This window comes from Magnetospirillum sp. 15-1 (assembly GCF_900184795.1).
Classification (GTDB): Bacteria; Pseudomonadota; Alphaproteobacteria; order Rhodospirillales; family Magnetospirillaceae; genus Phaeospirillum.
Genome location: NZ_FXXN01000024.1, coordinates 344,348 through 364,955 on the forward strand (window position 1 = coordinate 344,348; position 20,608 = coordinate 364,955).

11 protein-coding genes are annotated in these 20,608 nt (G+C 66.3%); 2 read left to right on the forward strand and 9 right to left on the reverse strand.

Features of this window, described 5'->3' with window-relative positions; genetic code table 11:
- Positions 1–5 precede the first annotated feature (5 nt).
- Complete coding sequence (arfB, locus tag CP958_RS12870; RefSeq protein WP_096702342.1) at positions 6–422, reverse strand: alternative ribosome rescue aminoacyl-tRNA hydrolase ArfB; 417 nt, start codon at positions 420–422, stop codon at positions 6–8.
- A 425-nt stretch (positions 423–847) separates the two neighbouring features.
- On the opposite strand from arfB, the gene CP958_RS12875 reads away from it, so the two are divergent.
- Positions 848–3,349: a bacteriohemerythrin gene (locus CP958_RS12875; protein ID WP_096702343.1), complete on the forward strand. Its 2,502-nt coding sequence runs from the start codon at positions 848–850 to the stop codon at positions 3,347–3,349.
- Positions 3,350–3,578: 229 nt separating this feature from the next.
- On the opposite strand, the gene CP958_RS12885 is transcribed toward CP958_RS12875, so the two are convergent.
- Together CP958_RS12885 and CP958_RS27475 are read right to left on the reverse strand one after the other, a co-directional pair.
- A complete protein-coding gene (locus tag CP958_RS12885) occupies positions 3,579–4,592 on the reverse strand; it encodes a sensor domain-containing diguanylate cyclase (RefSeq protein WP_096702344.1) in 1,014 nt (337 codons plus the stop codon).
- 85 nt (positions 4,593–4,677) lie between these two features.
- Entirely contained in the window at positions 4,678–4,875 is a 198-nt protein-coding gene (locus CP958_RS27475; RefSeq protein WP_096702345.1) for a hypothetical protein, read from the reverse strand.
- Between the two features lie 59 nt (positions 4,876–4,934).
- Between CP958_RS27475 and CP958_RS12895 the strand changes: the two genes are divergently transcribed.
- Positions 4,935–7,199: a PAS domain S-box protein gene (locus CP958_RS12895; RefSeq protein WP_096702346.1), complete on the forward strand. Its 2,265-nt coding sequence runs from the start codon at positions 4,935–4,937 to the stop codon at positions 7,197–7,199.
- Here the strand turns inward: CP958_RS12895 and CP958_RS12900 are convergent.
- From CP958_RS12900 to CP958_RS12925, 6 genes are read right to left on the reverse strand one after another with little or no spacing between them, the layout of a single operon-like run.
- Positions 7,196–7,501, reverse strand: coding sequence for a hypothetical protein (locus CP958_RS12900; protein ID WP_096702347.1), 306 nt, complete (start codon positions 7,499–7,501; stop codon positions 7,196–7,198). The two genes, CP958_RS12895 and CP958_RS12900, sit on opposite strands and share 4 nt — an antisense overlap.
- Positions 7,502–7,522: 21 nt before the next feature.
- A complete protein-coding gene (locus CP958_RS12905; protein WP_096702348.1) occupies positions 7,523–9,625 on the reverse strand; it encodes an HlyD family efflux transporter periplasmic adaptor subunit in 2,103 nt (700 codons plus the stop codon).
- 2 nt (positions 9,626–9,627) lie between these two features.
- Positions 9,628–10,941, reverse strand: a complete 1,314-nt coding sequence (locus CP958_RS12910) for an HlyD family efflux transporter periplasmic adaptor subunit (RefSeq protein WP_242442877.1) — start codon at positions 10,939–10,941, stop codon at positions 9,628–9,630.
- A gap of 13 nt (positions 10,942–10,954) precedes the next feature.
- A complete protein-coding gene (locus CP958_RS12915) occupies positions 10,955–11,674 on the reverse strand; it encodes an efflux RND transporter periplasmic adaptor subunit (protein ID WP_096702349.1) in 720 nt (239 codons plus the stop codon).
- On the reverse strand, positions 11,671–13,296 hold the full coding sequence (locus CP958_RS12920; protein WP_242442878.1) for a TolC family protein: 1,626 nt from the start codon (positions 13,294–13,296) through the stop codon (positions 11,671–11,673). The genes CP958_RS12915 and CP958_RS12920 overlap by 4 nt, the downstream gene beginning before the upstream one ends.
- Before the next feature lie 23 nt (positions 13,297–13,319).
- Complete coding sequence (locus CP958_RS12925) at positions 13,320–20,597, reverse strand: DUF4347 domain-containing protein (RefSeq protein ID WP_141400505.1); 7,278 nt, start codon at positions 20,595–20,597, stop codon at positions 13,320–13,322.
- Positions 20,598–20,608 lie beyond the last annotated feature (11 nt).

Consider the following 20,608-nt stretch of genomic DNA (forward strand, 5'->3'; position numbering starts at 1 on the left):
CTCGCCTATTCCGGCCGTTCCGACCGCAGTTTCTTGGTCTCGGACCGCTTGCCCTTACTCTCCAGACGGCGCTCCTTGGAGCCCTTGGTCGGTTTGGTCGGGCGGCGCTTAGGCGGCGGCTTGGCGGCTTCGCGGATCATCTCCACCAGCTTGGCCAGCGCCTCGGCCCGGTTGCGCTCCTGGCTGCGGTGGGTCTGGGCGGTGATGATGATCACACCGTCCTGGGTCAGACGGCCGCCCGCCAGCTTCTGCAGCCGCACGCTGACATCATCGGGCAGCGACGGCGAGCGCCGCGCGTCGAAGCGCAACTGGACCGCGCTGGAAACCTTGTTGACGTTCTGCCCACCGGGGCCGGAGGCCCGGACGAAGGTTTCCTCGATCTCGGATTCGTCGAGGCTGATGCGATTGGTGACGGGGATCATGGCCCCATATTGCGCCAGCCCCCGCCCACCGTCCAGGCCACGAAAAGCCGTACGGCAGCAACGGGATTGCCCGAACGAGCGCCACCCCCCAAAGACGGGCTGGATGGATAATGTTCCGCCCAGCCAGCGCACCACCGAAAAGAACAATAAATAATCATTGAGCTATATGTGCCCGTAATTTAGGCAATCGGCAAATTTCTATCAGAAGCAGTCTCAATTTTGCTCACATATCGCACATAAAAACCCCAACACGACACAATCACTCAACGGAAAAGTGATCACACACCTATCCACCACAGCAATCTCACCTGAGACACCCTTGTCATGTTATTCCATTACATCTTGCGTATAACGATTCAGGATAAATAAACATTTACATTCGACCACCCCATAATCAAGGTATGAGCAGCCAAGGATAGGACATCATGCCTCTGATCGAATGGAACTCTTCCCTCAGCATCGGCGTCGCCGCGCTGGATGCGGATCACCGCAAGCTGGCGGAACTGATCAACCATCTCCACGAGGAGCACGAAGCCAATCGCGGAGCCCAGGTGATCCGTGGGGTAATGGAGGGTTTCCGCCACCATCTGGCCACCCATCTCGAGCGCGAGGAAGCGCTGATGGCCAAGGCCGGCGCGGCCGATCTCGATGAACACCGCCAGAGCCACGACATGGCCCGTGCCCGCTTTGAAGAGTTGGCGGCAGGTCTGCGCGAGGACGAAGACTTCGCCGGCGAGGTGCTGGAATACATGAAGGCTTGGCTGATCAACCACATCGTCTGCCAGGACCTGAAGCTGCGGGAGGTGTTCCAGGCCAAGGGGCTGTGCGACGTCAAACTGGAGGACATGCCCGATTCCGGGGCATGGCAACGCTTGGCTGCCCGGCTGGACCGCTTCCGGGTCGGCACCCGCATCACCCTGCTGGCGCTGATTCCTGTGGCGCTGCTGGCCATGCAGATCATCAACCTGCTGAACACCGGCCTGGCCGACATCCGGGCCAAGGACAACCTGATCGCCACCGTCAATATCGGCGTGCGGGCCAGTTCACTGGTGCATGAACTGCAGAAGGAACGCGGCGGCTCGGCCCTGTTCCTGGGCAGCAAGGGGACCCAGTTCTCGGCCGAACTGGCCAGCCAGCGCACCGCCACCGATGCCGCCAGCGCCGGCTTCCGCCAATCCCTGGCAGGCAATCCGTCATCGCAGTTGCGTGACACCCTGAAGGCGTCCGAGACCGCCCTGGCCGGACTGGCCGACCTGCGCCGCGCCGTCGACGGCCAGACGTCGCCCCCGGCTCAGATGGTGGGAAACTACACCGCGATGGTCGACACCCTGATCGGACAGATCGAGGTCGTGACCCGTGCCGCCACCGAGGCCGACGTCACCCGCGATCTCGGGGCCTATGTCAACTTCATCAAGAGCAAGGAGCGCGCCGGGCGAGAGCGCGCCGTGGGCGCCGCCGGTTTCGCCGCCGGCCAATTTAGCCCCGAGCTGTACCAGAATTTCGTCGGCCTGATCGCCGAGCAACGGGCGTTCGACGACGCCTTCGCCGCCGGAATCGATCCCTCCTTCGCCAAGACGGTCCGCGACAAGGTTCGTGGCGAGGCGGTCGACAAGGTTGCCGAAATGCGCAAGGCCGCCCTGTCGAGCATCGGCAGCGGCTCCACCGCCGGCATCCGGGCACCGGACTGGTTCTCGGCCCAGACCGCCCGCATCGATCTGCTGAAGAGCGCCGAGGACGAGATGGCGGCCAAGATGACCCGCCAGGTGGCCGCCGAGCGCGAAGCCAATGCCGGCACCTTGGTCAATCTGGTGGTGATCTCGGTCGTCGCCATCATCACCATCGCCCTGTTCGCCATCGCCCTCAAATCATCGCTGGCGCCGCCACTGCTGCGCCTTACCCAGGTCATGCGCACCCTGGCCGAGGGCAACCGCACCATGAGCGTGCCCTCCACCGCCGCCCGCGACGAGATTGGCGAAATCGCCCGCGCCGTCCAATTCTTCAAGGAAAAGCTGATCGCCGCCGAATATCTGGGCAAGGACGGCTGGACCGAAAACAAGGCCCGCATCGCCGCCTTCGTGCGCAAGCAGCGGGCCATCGAGCAGTTCAATGGTCGCGTGCATGGCTTCCTCACCAGCCTGGCCGCCGCCTCCAATGAACTGCTGGCCTCGTCCGAGACCATGTCGGTCACCGCCACCCAGACCATCCAGCGCAGCGGCGAGGTCAATCAGGCGTCCGACCTGACCCGCGACCGGGTGCAGACCGCCGCCGCCGCCACCGAGGAGTTGTCGGCTTCCATCAACGAGATCGCCAGCCAGGTTTCCCGCACCGCCGAGGCCAGCAAGGCGGCGGCCGACGATGCCAACCGTACCAACGCAATGGTCTCCAGCCTGGCTGACGCCGCCCAGCGAATCGGCGAGGTGGTGAACCTGATCACCGACATCGCGTCGCAGACCAATCTGCTGGCCCTGAACGCCACCATCGAAGCGGCCAGGGCCGGCGAGGCCGGCAAGGGCTTCGCCGTGGTGGCGGGCGAGGTCAAGAATCTCGCCAACCAGACGGCGCGGGCCACGGACGAAATCACCCGCCAGATCTCCGCGATCCAGTCCGAGGCCAACACCTCGGCCAACGCCATGTCGGCCATCGTCCAGCGCATCGACGAGATCGACAGCATTGCCGCCATGGTGGCGGCGGCTGTGGAGGAGCAATCCGCCGCAACCGCCGAAATCAGCCGCAGCATGCAGGAGGTCTCCTCGGCCACCATCGAGGTGGGTCAGTCCATCAACGAGGTCAGCCAGGCCGCCGGCCAGACCGGCGACGCCGCCGTGGCGGTGAAGGACGCCTCGTCCGAACTGTCCAGCCAGGCCGAAAGCCTGAAGCAGGAGGTCAGTTCGTTCCTGGACGAGATGAGCGACCGCAAGGCGGGCTGACGCCCGATCCCAACGAGGCATCCTGGGCGCCGTCCGCCGTCCAGGATGCCGGAGCTGTCTCGCTATGACCTCTTGAACGTGCTGACGTTCTGACCGCCGGGGCCGGAGGAACGCACGAAGGTTTCCTCGATTTCTGCCTCGTCGAGGCTGATGCGGGAGGTGACGGGAATCATGCGGCCTTATACTGACAATTGCGACAACTCGTCCGCCGGGGCAGCGGAGATAGCGCCTAGCGGTGCTTCCGGGTGCGCTTGACCTCGTACATCCGCTCATCGGCGATGGCCATCAACGTCTCGAGTTCGGTGCCGTCCTCGGGGAAAGCGGCCACCCCGTAGGAGCAATCGAGGGGTAATGACCGCCCCTGGAAGTCGAAAGGAGTGCGCACCGTCTCGACCATGCGATCGACATAACTGGCGATGCCGTCGCGGCCGCAGATGCTGGTCAGGATCGCCGCGAACTCGTCGCCTCCCAGGCGGGCGACGGTGTCCGTCTCACGTGCGGCGGTGCGGATACGCCGCGCCGTCTCGCAGATGGCGGCATCCCCCGCACCGTGACCATACTGGTCGTTGATCGGCTTCAGCCCGTCCATGTCGAAATTGACGATGCCGAAACATCCCTGCTGCCGCCGCCGCGCCTCGGCCAAACGCTGACGCAGGCGATCATAGAACAGGGCACGGTTCGCCAGCCCGGTAAGGGCATCCTGGGTCGCCAGACGGTAAAGCTCTTCCTTTTCCATACGCGCCGAATGAAACATCTGAGCGGCCACCATCCCGGAAATCAGTTCCAGGACGCGATTATGCTGGGCGGAAAAGGCATGGGGCGTCGGCGAGGCAATTTTCAGAACGCCGATTGTCGTTCCCTCGTGGGAGAGCGGCGCCACCACCATGGAGCGCACTCCAACCCGACGACAGGCGTTGAGATCGACGCGAGGGTCGATCTCGACATCGTCGCATTGCAATATGCCCCCGGTCGCGATGCACAGCCCCGACAGGCTGGTGCCGGCATTCAGGCGCAGCCCCAATTGCGACTGGGCAATTCCCGCTGCGGCCCGGTAGACCATCTCGTCACCCTCGGCCAACTCGACGATCGCCCCCTTGGCTCCGGTCAGGTCCTGCAGCCGGTCGGCGACCAGGGTCATGACAGCGCCGAAATCCACCCCAAGACGGGAAATGTCGGTCTGGACCTTGATAATCTCCAAGAGGGTGTGCGACGGAAGCTCCGCCATCTGGTCCTTATCCGCCATTGCTTTCTCCGTACCCGCCATGTCAGCCACAGCATGACGGTGCCGCAATATATGGCAGCGGATCGGAGAATGGTTGGTCTTTTTCTCAGGCGCCCACATCCAGCCATGACGTCATGAATATGTTGACGTCCTGCCCACCGGGGCCGGAGGCGCGCACGAACGTCTCCTCGATTTCGCACCCGTCGAGACTGATGGAAGCGGTGACAACGATCATGGCCGGCAGTTTATCCCAGGGGAGCGCTCCCAGTAAGGTTTCGTCACCATATGCCATGATGCCGCGCATCCGTACATTTGCTATGGTTCTCGTCGGCTGATCGGAGCGGTACCGTACGGGGGTAGGATTTGAGCGCTACGCAGCCGGATTCCGACACGGTCACCTCCCTTGCCGAGGTCAAGGCCCGGGTCATACGCTACACCGCCGCGGGGCTGCTGACCTGGAGCCTTCTGCTTGGGGGATCGCTGGCCTGGAATATCGCCAAGCAGCGCGAGATCACCCTGGAACTGGCCACCAACACCGCCCTGGCCAATTTCAACAAGGACGTGGCCTACCGCCTTTGGGCCTCGTCCCACGGCGGCGTCTATGTGGAACCCACCGAGAAGACGCCCCCCAGCCCCTGGATGGCCCACCTGCCCGACCGCGACCTCGTCGCCAATGACGGGCGGCGCCTGACCCTGATGAATCCCGCCTACATGCTGCGCGAGATGATGCAGGACCATGCCGAGCTTTACGGCATCAAGGGGCGCATCGTCGGCATCGTCGCCCTCAATCCGGCCAATCTCGCCGATCCGTGGGAAGCCGAGGGCATCCGCCAGTTCGCCAACGGCAGCAAGGATCAGCTGATGGAGGTCTCCGACATCGACGGAGCCCCCTATATGCGCCTGTTCAAGCCGTTCCGCATGGAGGCCAGTTGCCAGAAATGCCACGGCCATCTCGGCTTCAAGGACGGCGAGGTGCGGGGCGGCATCGGCGTGTCGGTGCCGCTGGCCCCCTATCTGGCCGGCGAGGCCGGCGTGGTGCGGACCATGGAGACCACCCATGGCGCCCTATGGGTAATGGGGACGCTGGCCATCGGCTGGATCGCCCGGCGCGGCCATTCCCGGTCGGCTGCCAACACCAGGATGACCCTGGCCATCCGCGACAGCGAAAAGCACTACCGCGCCATCGTGGAAACCTCGTCGGACGGCTTCTGGATGACCGACCGCCGGGGCCGCATCATCGAGGTCAACAACGCCTATGCCGCCCGCTCGGGATACAGCCGCCGCCAATTGCTGGGTATGAGCATTCCCGATCTGGAGGCGGCCCAGAGCGGCGGAGAGATCGCCACCCATATCGCCAACGTCATCGCCGGCAGAGCCCGCCGTTTCGAGACCCGCCACCGCACACGTGACGGCGAGATCTGGGACGTGGAGGTCAGCACCTCGTACTTTCCCGGCGGCGAGGGGCGGCTGTTCGTCTTTCTGCGCGACATCTCCGAGCGCAAGCAGGCCGAGCGGGTTCTGGCGGAAAGCGAACGGCGCTTCCGCGAAATGGCCGAGACCATCGATCAGGTATTCTTCATCGCCGAGCTGGATTACAGCCGCTTTCATTATATCAGCCCGGCCTTCCGCCGCCTGTGGGGCCGCGATACCGAGGTATTGATGGCCGATCCCGGCGCGTGGGTCGATTGGCTCCACCCCGAGGACCGCGACACGGTGATGGCCTTCGTGGCGGAGCACGTGGGGGCGGGCGAGTACGAATCGGAATTCCGGGTGATCCGCCCCGACGGGTCCGAGGCCTGGCTGCACGCCAAGTCCTTCGAGGTCGCCAGTCCTCCCGGCGGCACCCCCTACGTCCTGGGCTTCCACACCGACATCACCCAGGCCAAGGCGGTCGAGGCCCAATTGCGCGACAAGAACCAGGCCCTCGAGCGTTCAAACGCCGACCTGGAAGCCTATGCCTATGTCGCCTCCCACGATTTGCGCGAACCGCTGCGCAACGTCACCTCGTTCTCCACGCTGCTGAACCGGCGGCTGGAAGGCCGGCTGAACGACGAGGAACAGGAATTCGTCAAGATCATCACCGATGCCGCCAACCGCATGGATTGCCTGGTGCGCGACCTGCTGGAGGTCAGCCGGGTCGGGCGCGGCGAACACGACATGCGCCCGGTTTCCCTGTCCGAGCTGGCCATGTCGGCGCGCGGCGGCCTGCGCAGCCAGATGGAAGCCGCCAAGGCCACCATCGAGATCGTCTCACCCATGCCCGTGGTCATGGGCAATGACGAGGAACTCTATCGCGTCCTGCTCAACCTGTTCGGCAACGCCCTCAAGTATCACGGTGCCGATCCGGTACGCATCACCGTGGATTGCCGGGCCGACGGACCCGAGCTGTGGCGGATCACCGTGGCCGACAACGGCATCGGCCTCGAATTGGGGAAGGGCTACGAGGAACGGATATTCGGGCTGTTCCAGCGCCTGCACCAGCGCGACGCATACGGCGGCGGCACCGGAATCGGCCTGCCCATCTGCCGCAAGATCGTCCTGCGCCATGGCGGCCGCATCTGGGCGGAATCCGACGGGCCGGGCAAGGGCACCCGCATCGTCTTCACCCTGCCGAAGCTGCCGGATTAACGCCCTCGGCTGAGTTCCAGTTCGGCCCGCGCCAGGGTGGCGTCCAGTTGGGCGCGCAGACCGCCCTTTTCCGCCGCCGGCGCCTGTCGGAAGCGGCGCAACAGGTCGTCGGCCTCCATCAGGGTCGAGGTGGCGCTGATGGAGGGATTGGCCGAAGCCCTGACCTTCAGGGTCTCGATCTGTGCCGAGGTGGCGGCGGCATAGGCATTGTCGGACGGCGAACCGGGCTTGTCGGCCGCCACGGCTCCGCCGATCCACAACGAGAGGACCAACGCCGGAATCAGGCTGCGAAATGCGGTCATGATGTACCTCCGATCAGGATTCTATACTCCCCATTCCCGGATGACCACCGTGGCGACGGCGCGGAACAGGCGTTGCGTCAGGGAGCGCCCCTCCCCGTCCAGATGAACCTCGCCGCGCAGCATCACTCCTTCCGACGCGGCCCCCGGCACGGCGAGACGCACGCGGTAAAGCGCCGCGTCGGGCACCAGGGCCTTGTCCACGAAGCGGGCCGGTATTGCCCCGCCATAGGCGGTGGCCAGGGCCGGATCGGCCAGCCCCCGTACCGCCGTGCGGTCGATCTCGACGATGGTGGCGGCCAGCGCCGCCCGGCTTCCCTCGGCCAGGAACGAGGCGGTCCCGCCGGGACGGATGCGCGGCAGGTCGTCCTCCGCCACATAGGCCTCGATGGTGGCGCCGGGTCCGCGCACCGCCATCAGGGCCTCGCGCACGCTGAGCCATTGGCCGGTCAGCAGCAGCGGCGAGACGTCGGTCACCCAGCCGGCGATGGGAGCCCTGAGAGTCAGGCGGGCCTTGTCGCGCAACGCGGCGGCGTGTTCGGCCTCCGCCGCCTCCAGTTCGCGGGCGATGGCCTGGGAGCGGTCGCGGAAGCTGGCCTCGAAGCCCACCGAGGACAATTCGTATTTCAGCACGCCGATCCGCCGGGCCGCCTGGGCCAGACGATAATCGACCTCGGGATTCTCCAGGACGGCAAGCACGCCGCCCGCCTCCACCCAGCCGGCCTCCCGCGCCTCGAGGGATTTGAGCAGCGCCGGGCCGGGGGGATACAGCACCATGTGTCCGCCGGCCTTGAGCATGGCCGGCGCCGAGACCCGGCCGTTCCACGGCACCAGGGCGACCAGCAGCGCCAGCCCGGCCAGCCCCAGGGTCCAGCGCGAACGCCGGCTGGCGCCGATGGCCGGCAGGCGCTCGCGCCATTCCTTGATCTCGGCGGCGACCGGCTTGATCACGAACCAGCCGATTTCCACACAGAACAGCAGGATTCCCACCACCTTGATGAAGAAGTGGTAGACCAGCACGGCGATGCCCAGAAACAGACTGAGACGGTAGATCCACACCGCCCAGGCGAACACCACCAGCAGGCTTTGGCGTCCCGGCGCCACGTGTTCCGGCACCGTTTCGCCCAAGCCGAACAACACCTCGCGCAGTCGCCAGCGGGCCAGGGCGAAGGCCCGGTTGTGCAGATTGGGCATGTCCAGCGCGTCGGCCATCAGGAAGTAGCCGTCGAAGCGCATGAACGGGCTGAGATTGATCAGCAGCGAGCTGATCCAGGTGGTGGCGGCCAGGGTAAAGGCCATCTGCCGCCCGGTGCCGTCGGGCAGCAACGCCCAGGCCAGCGTCGCCCAGACGGCCAGGGTCAGTTCGGAAAGTATCCCGGCGCCGCCGATCAGCAGGCGCCGGCGGCGGTCGGGCAGCTTCCACGCCTCGTTGACGTCGGTGTAGAGCACCGGCATCAGCACCAGAAAAGCCACCCCCATGGTCGGCACCCTGAGGCCGAAGGATTTGGCGGTCAGGGCATGGCCCAGTTCGTGGATCAGCTTGGCCAGCCCCAGCGCCACCCCGAAGGCCGCCAGCCCGGTGATGGAGAACTGGTCCACCAGGGTGGTGGCGAAGACGCTCCACTGCCGTCCCACCAGCAGCAACCCCGCCGCCAGGGCGACCAGGGTCGCCAGACGGAAGGCCGCGCCGCCCAGCCATCGCGTCCACGGCAACAGGGCATCCAGCACCCGGTCGGGACGAACCAGCGGCACGCGGAAGAACAGGTAATGGTGCAGCAGCCACTCGGCCCACGAGGTACGCGACGCCCGCGCGACGGCCAGCAGGTGACGGGTGTAGTCCGGCCCGGTGGGCTGCAGCAATTGCCCCCGGGCGAGGAATTCCACCATGTCGGCCACGTCCTCGGCCTCCACCTCCAGGGTGGTTTCGTGCCGGATGGTTGCCGCCACCGCCTCGGGCTCGCCCAGGGACCAGCGCGACAGCATTTCGAAGGCCGGCCAGGACAGCCGGAAGAACTGGTTGCGAAGCGGATCGTGCAGCGTCCAACTGGGCGCCCCGTCCGCCCCGCGCGGCCCCGGATGCACGGTGAGTTCCTGGCGCAGCGGCGGCAGGATGGCGGCGGCATTCATGGTCAAAAACCCACGAACTGGCGTACGGCGACCAGCGGCTTTCTGAACAGCCACCAGATCAGCGGCACGGTATCGCCGTCGATACGCGCCGTCCCCTTGAGGCCCAGATGCGGCTTGTCCTGCCCCTCCGCCAGAACGGCGCGCACCCGGTGGGCCAGGGTGGCGTCGGGTCGGGCCGAAGGCTCGTAGGCCACGTTGAGCACCACGGCGCGGACCGGCGACAGCGGCCGGGAATTGAGGAACAGGGTCAGGCGCGCGCCGGGCCGCGCCTCGCCGGCATCGGCCACCGACAGCCAGGCCTCCACCTCGGTATCGGTCTCGTCGGCCACCAGCATCACCTTTTCGCCCACCACCACCGGACGGCCGATCCAGTCGGAGGGATCATCCAGCACGGCGATGCCGGAACCGGGCGACTTGACCCGGATACGGTCCAACTGGCTTTCCAGCCACTTGACCTCGGCGGCCCTCTCCTCGGCGCGGCCGGCAAGAATCGCCACCTGGGCCTTGGCCTTGGGGTCGAACACCTGGGCCTGGGCCGCCTGACGGTATTCCGCCTCGGCGGTGGCGTATTGCTGGCGGGCGACGTCGAGGCGTCCGGTCAACTGGGTCGCATCCAGATCGAACAGCGGCTTGCCCTCGGCCACCTGCTCGTTGGGCCGGACATGGATGCGGTCCACCACGCCGTCCAGGGGCGAGCGCACCACCAGGGGATGGGCGGGAACCATATCGGCCGGCGCCAGCACCGAGCCGGTCACCGGAAACAGCGACAGGACCAGCAGGCCCAAGGCCACCGCCTGACGCTTGCGGCTGGTCTTCAGCCGGGCCAGCCCGGCGGCGAGACGCGACGGGCGTTGAAAGCGGCCCCGGGACGCGGTGACCGCCTCGCCCAGCCGGGCCAGCAGGGCGACGTCGCCCTCGTGCCATTCCGCCTCGGCGGCGTAGAACAGCGCGGCCTCCGCCCCCAAGGGCAGCCACAGGGCATGGGGCGGCAGCCACTCCCCCCACTGCCCGGCCAGTTCGGCGGGCAGGCCGGCGGCGGACAGCACCGCCGGCTTGGCCAGCGACGAAAGATGGCGGCATACCGCCTCCATCCACAACAGGAAGGGAGCATTGCGATCGGGCAAGGCCAGGCCGGATACCGTCTCGACGCCCCCGGCCCGGCTCCACAGCACCGACTGGCGGTAGGGAACCAGGGCATGGGCGTCGTTGACCGCCACGAAACCGATCTCGGCCATATCCTCCGCCCGCAGGATACGCCCCTCCACGTCGAGCAGGGTCGCCAGGCGCAGGGCGGTGCCGGTCTCGACCTGCATCATGCCCCCGGCCCCATCATGGCGGGGGTACCAGCAGCACCTTGCCCGACATGCCCGCCGACAGTTCGGTGAAATGACCGCCGATGGCCCCCGCCACCCGCACCGTCTGGCTGACCGGGTCGATACGGGCACCGACGCGGGTCAGCTTGACCGGATAGCTCTTGCCCGTCTCGTCGATGGCCACCTGGAAGGCATGGCCGGGCTTCAACCACACCAGCCATTTGGACGGCACCACGAAGTCCAGTTCCAGCACCGAATCGTCCAGGATGTCGAGCAGCGCCTGACCGGGCTGGACGTATTGCTGGCCCCTGACCTTCTGCTCCACCACCCGGCCGTCGAAGGGGGCGGTGACGGCGCATTTGGACACCATGGCGCTCATGGCGGCGACCTTGGCGCGGGCCTTTTCCGCCTCGGCCACCGAGACGTCGGTCTCCAGTTTGCCCACCGTCTGCAGTTCCAGCAGCCGCCGGTTGACCGCCAGGGTCTTGTCGGCCGCCGACTGGGTAGCGCGGGCCTCGTCCAACTGCGCCCGATTGACCGAGCAATCGAAGGCGATCAGCACCTGTCCCCGGGTGAAGCGTTCACCCTCGCGCGCGCCGATCTTCTCCACCTTGGCGCCGATCTCGGCGGCCAGGGTGGTGAAGTCGCGGGGAGAAAGCTGAGCCCGCAATTCCTGGCCCCAGGCGGGAGCGGCGCACAACACCGCCACCCCCCCGGCCAGGACGGCACACCTCATTGGCCGGACACCTGGGCGATGGCCTGGGCATCCCCCCTGATCCATCTGGTATTCTCGCTGGTCAACGGCTCGGGGGCCTTGGGCGCCTCGACCACCACCGGCGCGGGCGTCGCGGCCGGCGCCGACGGGCCGGCGTCACGCCCCCAGGCCTCCAACCCGGCGGCCACCGCCTTGGACAGCGTCTTGAGATCGCCGTTCTCGACCTTGTCGATGGTCAGGTCGTGGCCCAGCGTCGCCTGGATCTTGGCATAGGCCTGCTCCACCTGGGCATAGGACTGGAAGCGGCGCAATTGCGAGGCGATGGCCGAGGCCCGCCCCGCCACCCGCTCCAGGATGCCCTGGGCGTCGTTGGCGGTCCGCGCCTCGGACAGCTCGAACAGCCGTTTGTCCACCTGCCACAGCTCGTCCGATTGCTGGTACTGGCTGACCGCGTTGCGGAACTGGCGCTCGCCCACATACACCTGGGCCAGCACCGCCATGCGCAGCGCCTTGCGCCGGGCGTCGGCCACCTGCTCGTTGGTCTCGGCATAGTCCAACTGCGACTTGCCCGAGAACACGTTCATGACGTTCCACGACAGCTTGGCGCCGGCTTCGTACCAGTGGTTGTCCATCAGGAACGAATTGCCGTCCCAATTGCGCCCGCCACTGAAGGTGATGCCGGGCAGCAGCTTGATGATGGCCTTCTTGGTGTCGTCCACCGCGATGCGCGACAGGTAGCCCTGTTCCCGCAGGTCGGGGTTCTGGGCGAAGGCCAGTTCCTCCATGCGCTCCAGCGGCGTGGTCCAGTCGGGCACCGCCATCTCGGCCGGCACCGACAGGATCAGCCTGGTGCCCGGCGGCACATTGATCAGCGCCGCCAGCTCGATCTGGGCCGTCGACAATTCCTGCTGAACGGCGGTCAACTGGCGCAGCGTCTCCAGCAGCGATTTCTGGTAGCGCAAGGACTCGGCCGGAGCCCGGAGGTTTTCCTTCTCCACCTGCCGGGCCTTGCCCAGGGCGTCCTTGGCCTCGGAGACCGCGCGGTCCACCTCGGAATTCAGCACCTGATAGGCGGCGGCGCGCCAGAAGGCGAAGCGGACCTCGGTCACCAGATTGTGCACCGCCTTGCGCCGCCGCTCGGTGGCGACCAGGGCACGGTCGGCGTTGGCCTTGGCGGTGTAGTAGGTGACGCCGAAATCCAGCAGGTTCCACGACATGGTCAGATCGGTGGTCTTGGTGCGCTGGTCGGCGGAAACGCTGTAGGCGCCGTCCCGCTGGCCGGTCTGCACATTCTGCGACACCGTGGCGTTGGGCTCCGAGCGGTAGGAATACCCGGCGTTGGCGGTCAGCTTGGGCAGCATGTCCCAGCGGTCCACGTCGGTCTGCCCCAGGGCCAGCGCCTCCTCCATCATCTTGGAGCGCTTGTCCAGGTTGTACTTCAGTGCCCGCGCGATGGCCTCGGACACGGTCAGCGGGCCGGAGAGCGGCTCGCCGCCCTTGAACATGGCCTCGCGGTCCTGCGCCGCCTGGGTGCTCAGTTCCTCCGCCGTGAACGGCTCCGGCGTCACCGCGCAGGCCGAAAGCAGGGCAATCAACGAGGCGGAGGCCAACAGGCGGCCGGCACGCTTCACATCAACCATCATCACCATCCCCCGGTTCATCATCCTCATGCCGCGCGCCCCTTGCCCTGCAGCAGGGCGATCAGCGCCGTGCCGTCGGCCTTGTGGCCGTCGCGGCTCAAATTCCGCAATTGCTCGGTCAGGCTGGGCCGTCCGACCGCATGGGCCAGCTTGCCCGGCAGGCCGAGGTCGCCGCTGCGCTGGCCGCCCTGGCCCTGGCCTTGCCCGCCTTCACCCGGAGCGACGCCACCCGGCCCGGCCTCGCCGACCCGGATCTTGAAAGTCTGCACCGCCTCGCGGCCCTGGTTGTCGCGGGCGACGACCTTCACCGTCACTTCGCCACGGAAGCCGGGCGGCGGCGTACCCTTGAAGGTTCCGGTCTTGGCGTCGAACACCATCCACGACGGCAGCGCCGCCCCGCTGACCTGGCTGGCGGCCAGGGTAACGGTGGCATCCGCCCTGGTATGGGCGAAGGCTTCCGCCGGAATGGTCACACTGAGGCTGGAGCCGATGGCGACGGCCATGTCCCGCATGGGGGCGTTGACCACCAGGGCGTCACCGCCCCCCGGCGGCCTGGCCGCCACGGCGACCTGGAAGGCGCCGGCCGTGGGAGCGGTCAGAACGGCGGGAATGATGGCGACCCGGCCACCATCACCGGTGGTCGGGGAGCCGCCGGTGGCCCCAATTCCCAGGCCAGTGCCAGCGCCAAGTCCAGCGCCGGCCCCCAGCCCAAAGCCCGTGCCCGTACCAGCCCCGGTATCACGTATGATCGTCCTCAGCCCCGACGATCCACTTTCACCACCGCCAGAATCGCCACCGGTCACAACTGTTGTTGCGGTTATTACCGTCGTTACCGTCGTATTATTGGTTGTTGGCAGGGTAACGACCACCTCAGTTTCCGATGAAACTTCGCTGACATTACCGACGGCATCCACGGCCTTCGCGGTCAACTTGTTGCTACCGGCGACCAGCGTCGCGTTATACTTCCAGACGCCGGATTCATTGGCGGTCGTCTCACCCAGCAAGATGGCGCCGTCATAAACCTTGACCGTCGAATTGGCCTCGGCGGTCCCGTTGACGGTCACGGAAGTGCTGCTCGCGGCGGTGGCCGGCACCGTCAGGGTGGGAGCATCTGGAGCCTTGCCATCCACCTGTACGGCGGTGGTAGACGCCACGCCGTTCAGGGTCAGAGTGGCGTTGTTGCCCGCCGCGTCCTTGATGGTGCCACCATTCAGCCCCAGGGCGCCGACGGTGACGCCGTCATTGTCGTCATTGTCGCGTTGGGGCAGAAGGCGGAACACCAGGGCCGAGCTTCCCGAACCGCTGACATAATCGGCATAGACCGTGCCGCCGATATTCAGCGTTACGGCGATGCGCGGCGTGCCGCCGGTGGTATCGACCGTCACCGCCTCGTCGAAATTGACGGTGAAATCCATGTTCTGGCCGATGCCGTAGGTCTTGTCGGCCGGCACCGAAACCGAGGTCACCGTGGCGGCGGTGGTATCGATGACGATGGCCTTGGCGTTCCCCAGGGAATTGGCCGCGCCGGGCGAGGTCAGGGTCAGGGTGGCGTCGTTGCCCACCGCATCCTTGATGCTGCCGCCGTTGAGCACCAGGGCCCCGGTGGAAACGTAGTCCAGATCGGCGGTGGTATCGCCCGCCTGCACCGTATAGGTGAAGGTCAGCGAGTTGGTCCCCGAGCCGCTGGTGTAGTCGACGGTGCGGTCGGTGGTACCGGTCTCCAGGGTCAGTTGCGGCGTGCCGGTCACCGTCACGCTCTCGCTGAAATTGACCTGCACCGAGATCGTGTCGCCCACCTTGTAGCTGCCATTGGCGGTGGAGGACGTCACGCCCGACACCGTGGGCGCCACGCCGTCGACGACGATGGCCTTGGCGTTGCCCAGGGAATTGGCCGCGCCGGGCGAGGCCAGGGTCAGGGTGGCGTCGTTGCCCACCGCGTCCTTGATGCTGCCGCCGTTGAGTACCAGGGCGGACGTCGAGATGTAGTCCAGGTCGGCGGTGGTATCGCCCGCCTGTACCGTATAGGTGAAGGTCAGCGAACTGCTCCCCGAGCCGCTGGCGTAGTTGATGGTGCGGTCGGTGGTGCCGGTCTCCAGGGTCAGTTGCGGCGTGCCGGTCACCGTCACGTTCTCGCTGAAATTGACCTGCACCGAGATGGTGTCGCCCACCTTGTAGCTGCCATTGGCGGTGGAGGACGTCACCGCCGAGACGGTCGGTACCACGCCGTCGACGACGATGGCCTTGGCGTTCCCCAGGGAATTGGCCGCGCCGGGCGAGGCCAGGGTCAGGGTGGCGTCGTTGCCCACCGCATCCTTGATGGTGCCGCCGTTGAGCGCCAGTGCCCCGGTGGAGATGTAGTCGAGATCGGCGGTGGTATCGCCCGCCTGCACCGTATAGGTGAAGGTCAGCGAACTGGTCCCCGAGCCGCTGGCGTAATTGACGGTACGGTCGGTGGTGCCGGTCTCCAGGGTCAGTTGCGGCGTGCCGGTCACCGTCACGCTCTCGCTGAAATTGACCTGCACCGAGATGGTGTCGCCCACCTTGTAGCTGCCATTGGCGGTGGAGGACGTCACGCCCGACACCGTGGGCGCCACGCCGTCGACGACGATGGCCTTGGCGTTCCCCAGGGAATTGGCCACGCCGGGCGACGCCAGGGTCAAGGTAGCGTCGTTGCCCGCCGCATCCTTGATGGTGCCGCCGTTGAGCGCCAGCGCCCCGGTGGAGATGTAGTCGAGATCGGCGGTGGTGTCGCCCGCCTGCACCGTATAGGTGAAGGTCAGCGAACTGGTCCCCGAGCCGCTGGCGTAATTGACGGTACGGTCGGTGGTGCCGGTCTCCAGGGTCAACTGCGGCGTGCCGGTCACCGTCACGTTCTCGCTGAAATCGACCTGCACCGAGATGGTATCGCCCACCTTGTAGCTGCCGTCGGCGGTGGAGGACGTCACGCCCGACACCGTGGGCGCCACGCCGTCGACGACGATGGCCTTGGCGTTGCCCAGGGAATTGGCCGCGCCGGGCGAGGCCAGGGTCAGGGTGGCGTCGTTGCCCACCGCGTCCTTGATGCTGCCGCCGTTGAGCACCAGGGCGGACGTCGAGATGTAGTCCAGGTCGGCGGTGGTATCGCCCGCCTGTACCGTATAGGTGAAGGTCAGCGAATTGGTCCCCGAGCCGCTGGCGTAGTCGATGGTGCGGTCGGTGGTGCCGGTCTCCAGGGTCAGCTGCGGCGTGCCGGTCACCGTCACGCTCTCGCTGAAATTGACCTGCACCGAGATGGTGTCGCCCACCTTGTAGCTGCCGTTGGCGGTGGAAGACGTCACGCCCGACACCGTAGCGGCGGTGTTGTCCAGGGTATAGTTCTGGCCCGAGGCGTAGCCGCCGCCGATGGCGGCCCCGCCGGTGCTGGCGGTGATGCCGGTCCCCGAGGCGTTGAGATCGAGGCGCACGGTGCCGTCCCCCGACAGCCCCGCCACATGGACGGTATAGGTGCTGCTGCCATTGGCCCCGGCAGTGACGCTGATCACCGCCGTGCCGGTCACCCCCGCCCCCTTGGTGACGGTGAAATCGCCAGCGTCGACATTGTCGACGGTCTTGCTGAAGGTGACGGTGTAGTCCAGGCCACCGCTGCCCCTGGTATCCTGGGCCGAGACCCGGTTGATGGAACTGACCGCGGGCAGATCGGCGGCCGTGATGGTGAAGGCCTTGTCGAAGGTGTTGCCGGCCTTGTCGGTCACCCGGACGGTGACGCTGTAGGTCTGGCCGTCGGTCAGGGTCTGACCGGTGCCGACCTGGAGCGACGTGCCGGAAATGGAGAACACCCCATTGTCGCCCACGCCACCCGGCAGCGAATAAGTGAAGGTATCGCCGCTGGTGGCGTCGGTGGCCGACAGAGTGCCCGCCACACTGCCGGCGGTCAGCGCCACAATGCTGTTGCTCAGCCCGACATCGGTCGGCGCCGCGGTATCGATGGTCACGGCCAGGCCCGACGACAAGGACGAAGAATTGCCGGCGGCATCGGTGGCCTTGGCCTTGAGGGTATGATCCCCCGCCGACAGCGCCGACGACGTGATGGACCAGTTGCCCGACCCGTCGGCGGTGGTGGTGCCCAGCACCGTGGTGCCATCGGTGTCGTACAGCGTCACGGTGGCATTGGCTTCGACGCCGGTACCGTTGATGACCGGCGTGGTCAGATTGGTGGTGCCGTCGCTGTTGGAGGAGCCATGGTCGCTCGCCGTGGCCATGGTCGGGGTGGCAGGGGTGCCGGGCGCGGTGGTATCGATAACGATAGCCTTGGCGTTGCCCAGGGAATTGGCCGCGCCGGGCGAGGCCAGGGTCAGGGTGGCGTCGTTGCCCACCGCGTCCTTGATGCTGCCGCCGTTGAGTACCAGGGCGGACGTCGAGATGTAGTCCAGGTCGGCGGTGGTATCGCCCGCCTGCACCGTATAGGTGAAGGTCAGCGAACTGCTCCCCGAGCCGCTGGTGTAGTCGACGGTGCGGTCGGTGGTGCCGGTCTCCAGGGTCAGTTGCGGCGTGCCGGTCACCGTCACGCTCTCGCTGAAATTGACCTGCACCGAGATCGTGTCGCCCACCTTGTAGCTGCCATTGGCGGTGGAAGACGTCACACCCGACACGGTCGGTACCACGCCGTCGATAACGATGGCCTTGGCGTTGCCCAGGGAATTGGCCGCGCCGGGCGAGGCCAGGGTCAGGGTGGCGTCGTTGCCCGCCGCATCCTTGATGGTCCCGCCGTTGAGCGCCAGCGCCCCGGTGGAGATGTAGTCGAGATCGGCGGTGGTGTCGCCCGCCTGCACCGTATAGGTGAAGGTCAGCGAACTGGTCCCCGAGCCGCTGGCGTAGTTGATGGTGCGGTCGGTGGTGCCGGTCTCCAGGGTCAGTTGCGGCGTGCCGGTCACCGTCACGTTCTCGCTGAAATCGACCTGCACCGAGATGGTATCGCCCACCTTGTAGCTGCCGTCGGCGGTCGAGGACGTCACCGCCGAGACGGTCGGTACCACGCCGTCGACGACGATGGCCTTGGCGTTGCCCAGGGAATTGGCCGCGCCGGGCGAGGCCAGGGTCAGGGTGGCGTCGTTGCCCGCCGCATCCTTGATGGTGCCGCCGTTGAGCGCCAGCGCCCCGGTGGAGATGTAGTCGAGATCGGCGGTGGTGTCGCCCGCCTGCACCGTATAGGTGAAGGTCAGCGAGTTGGTCCCCGAGCCGCTGGCATAGTCGACGGTACGGTCGGTGGTGCCGGTCTCCAGGGTCAGTTGCGGCGTGCCGGTCACCGTCACGCTCTCGCTGAAATTGACCTGCACCGAGATGGTATCGCCCACCTTGTAGCTGCCGTCGGCGGTCGAGGACGTCACGCCCGACACCGTGGGCGCCACGCCGTCGATGACGATGGCCTTGGCGTTGCCCAGGGAATTGGCCACGCCGGGCGAGGCCAGGGTCAGGGTGGCGTTGTTGCCCGCCGCATCCTTGATGGTGCCGCCGTTGAGCGCCAGGGCGGCGGTCGAGATGTAGTCCAGGTCGGCGGTGGTATCGCCCGCCTGCACCGTATAGGTGAAGGTCAGCGAACTGGTCCCCGAGCCGCTGGTGTAGTCGACGGTGCGGTCGGTGGTGCCGGTCTCCAGGGTCAGCTGCGGCGTGCCGGTCACCGTCACGCTCTCGCTGAAATTGACCTGCACCGAGATGACGTCGCCCACCTTGTAGCTGCCGTTGGCGGTGGAAGACGTCACCCCCGAGACGGTCGGCGCGGTGGTGTCGATGGTCACCGACACGGTCGCGGCGGCCGATGTGCTGACGCCATCGGTCTGGGTGACCTTCAGGGTATGCGTCCCCTCGGACAGGGTCGACGACGCGATGGACCAATTTCCCGATCCGTCGACCGTGGCGGAGCCCAACAGCGTGGTTCCGTCCGTGTCGTAGAGCTTGACGGTATCGCCGCTGATGCCCGTTCCGATAACGGTGGGCGCTGTGCTGCTGGTGATTTTGTCGGCTTGGGACGAACCGGTGTCCGTCCCACTGGTCAGGCCGGTAATGACGGGCTTGGCCAAGGTGGCATGAACATCGGAAACGATGAGGTCGTCCACATCGTACCACGAGCCCATCCCGGCATCATGACCTTGACCACCGTTACTACCGATTTCCTTCAGAGTAATGACAATACTTGTGACCGCGGAAAAATTAAGGGTTGCGGTTCCCGTGCCATTGTCGGCAACAAGGCTTATTTCCACTGCGGTTCCGACTTGGTCCGTCCCATTATACCCGGTTATGATATACGTTCTGTTTCCGCTGACGTCGACACGAGTGTAGTTCTGAATCCAAAGCGACGTTATGTCGAAGGTTTCATCGTTGGAGAACTTGATCGTCGCCGTGGTGGTATAGAGATCCAAAGCCGCGGCGCTGCCGAAGGTAAGCAAATTGCCGCTAATGAGGGTCCCCCCCGCATCGGACGTCGCCACCAATGAATATCCGCCGACGCTGTAGGCGGCGGAATTGACCGAACCATCGTAATTGATATCGCCGTCACTGGTGATGGAACCACCGTCGGCATTGCCAAAATCGATGGTTCCCGAATAGGGCGCCGTCAGCAGTTCGCCATAGGCATCGACGGCGATTCTCGACACGTCGATGGTTCCCGAAGTCTTTTCCAGGACCCAATCGCCGCCATGGGCCGCATCGCCGGTGTTGTCGGTGGACGCCGCGATATCGGCGCCGGTGGCGGACGCAAGCCCCGACACCAACGCCGCGCCCGCATCACCCTGGGCCACATCGCAGCCATACAGCAGAACATCGCCGCCGGCCTTCAGCGCATGCCCGATCTCGGCCAATTCAGCCTGAGTCGCGGCATCGGACAAGGAGGCTGAATTCAGGGTGGCCGAGCCCAGAATCACCGTGCCTTGGGTCCCGTGACTGAAGACATGAATGGCATCATAACCGCTGTTGGCCTCGGCCCAGGCGGCCATCTGAGCCAGACCGTCGGCACCACCGCCGATCTCGACGATGGCGATGCCGACCTTGATACCGGCCTCGAGGGTTTTGTAATCGGCCACCGAGGTATCGACGAAGGCCACCTCCTTCTTGCCGCTATCCTTGGACGGATCGGCCTCGCGCACCACCACGGGAGCGGCGACGACGGGGATCAGCGCCTTGGCGCCGGCATCGGCGGCGGCATGGGCCGCGTCGGTCACCGCGGCACCATCGAACATCAGCCGAGGTTCAAGCGGCAGAAGCAGGGCACCCAGACGACTGCCACGTCCACCGGCCCGTCGGCCCATGGAAGCCATGTTGATGGACTTGGTCATGATCACCCTCT

What these genes read in the sequence shown, in the direction of transcription:
- CP958_RS12905 (WP_096702348.1), bottom strand. Translation starts at nt 9,625, where the DNA reads ATGAATGCCGCCGCCATCCTGCCGCCGCTGCGCCAGGAACTCACCGTG.
- arfB (WP_096702342.1), bottom strand. Translation starts at nt 422, where the DNA reads ATGATCCCCGTCACCAATCGCATCAGCCTCGACGAATCCGAGATCGAG.
- CP958_RS12925 (WP_141400505.1), bottom strand. Translation starts at nt 20,597, where the DNA reads ATGACCAAGTCCATCAACATGGCTTCCATGGGCCGACGGGCCGGTGGA.
- CP958_RS12915 (WP_096702349.1), bottom strand. Translation starts at nt 11,674, where the DNA reads ATGAGGTGTGCCGTCCTGGCCGGGGGGGTGGCGGTGTTGTGCGCCGCT.
- CP958_RS12910 (WP_242442877.1), bottom strand. Translation starts at nt 10,941, where the DNA reads ATGATGCAGGTCGAGACCGGCACCGCCCTGCGCCTGGCGACCCTGCTC.
- CP958_RS27475 (WP_096702345.1), bottom strand. Translation starts at nt 4,875, where the DNA reads ATGCGCGGCATCATGGCATATGGTGACGAAACCTTACTGGGAGCGCTC.
- CP958_RS12900 (WP_096702347.1), bottom strand. Translation starts at nt 7,501, where the DNA reads ATGACCGCATTTCGCAGCCTGATTCCGGCGTTGGTCCTCTCGTTGTGG.
- CP958_RS12885 (WP_096702344.1), bottom strand. Translation starts at nt 4,592, where the DNA reads ATGGCGGATAAGGACCAGATGGCGGAGCTTCCGTCGCACACCCTCTTG.
- CP958_RS12875 (WP_096702343.1), top strand. Translation starts at nt 848, where the DNA reads ATGCCTCTGATCGAATGGAACTCTTCCCTCAGCATCGGCGTCGCCGCG.
- CP958_RS12920 (WP_242442878.1), bottom strand. Translation starts at nt 13,296, where the DNA reads ATGATGGTTGATGTGAAGCGTGCCGGCCGCCTGTTGGCCTCCGCCTCG.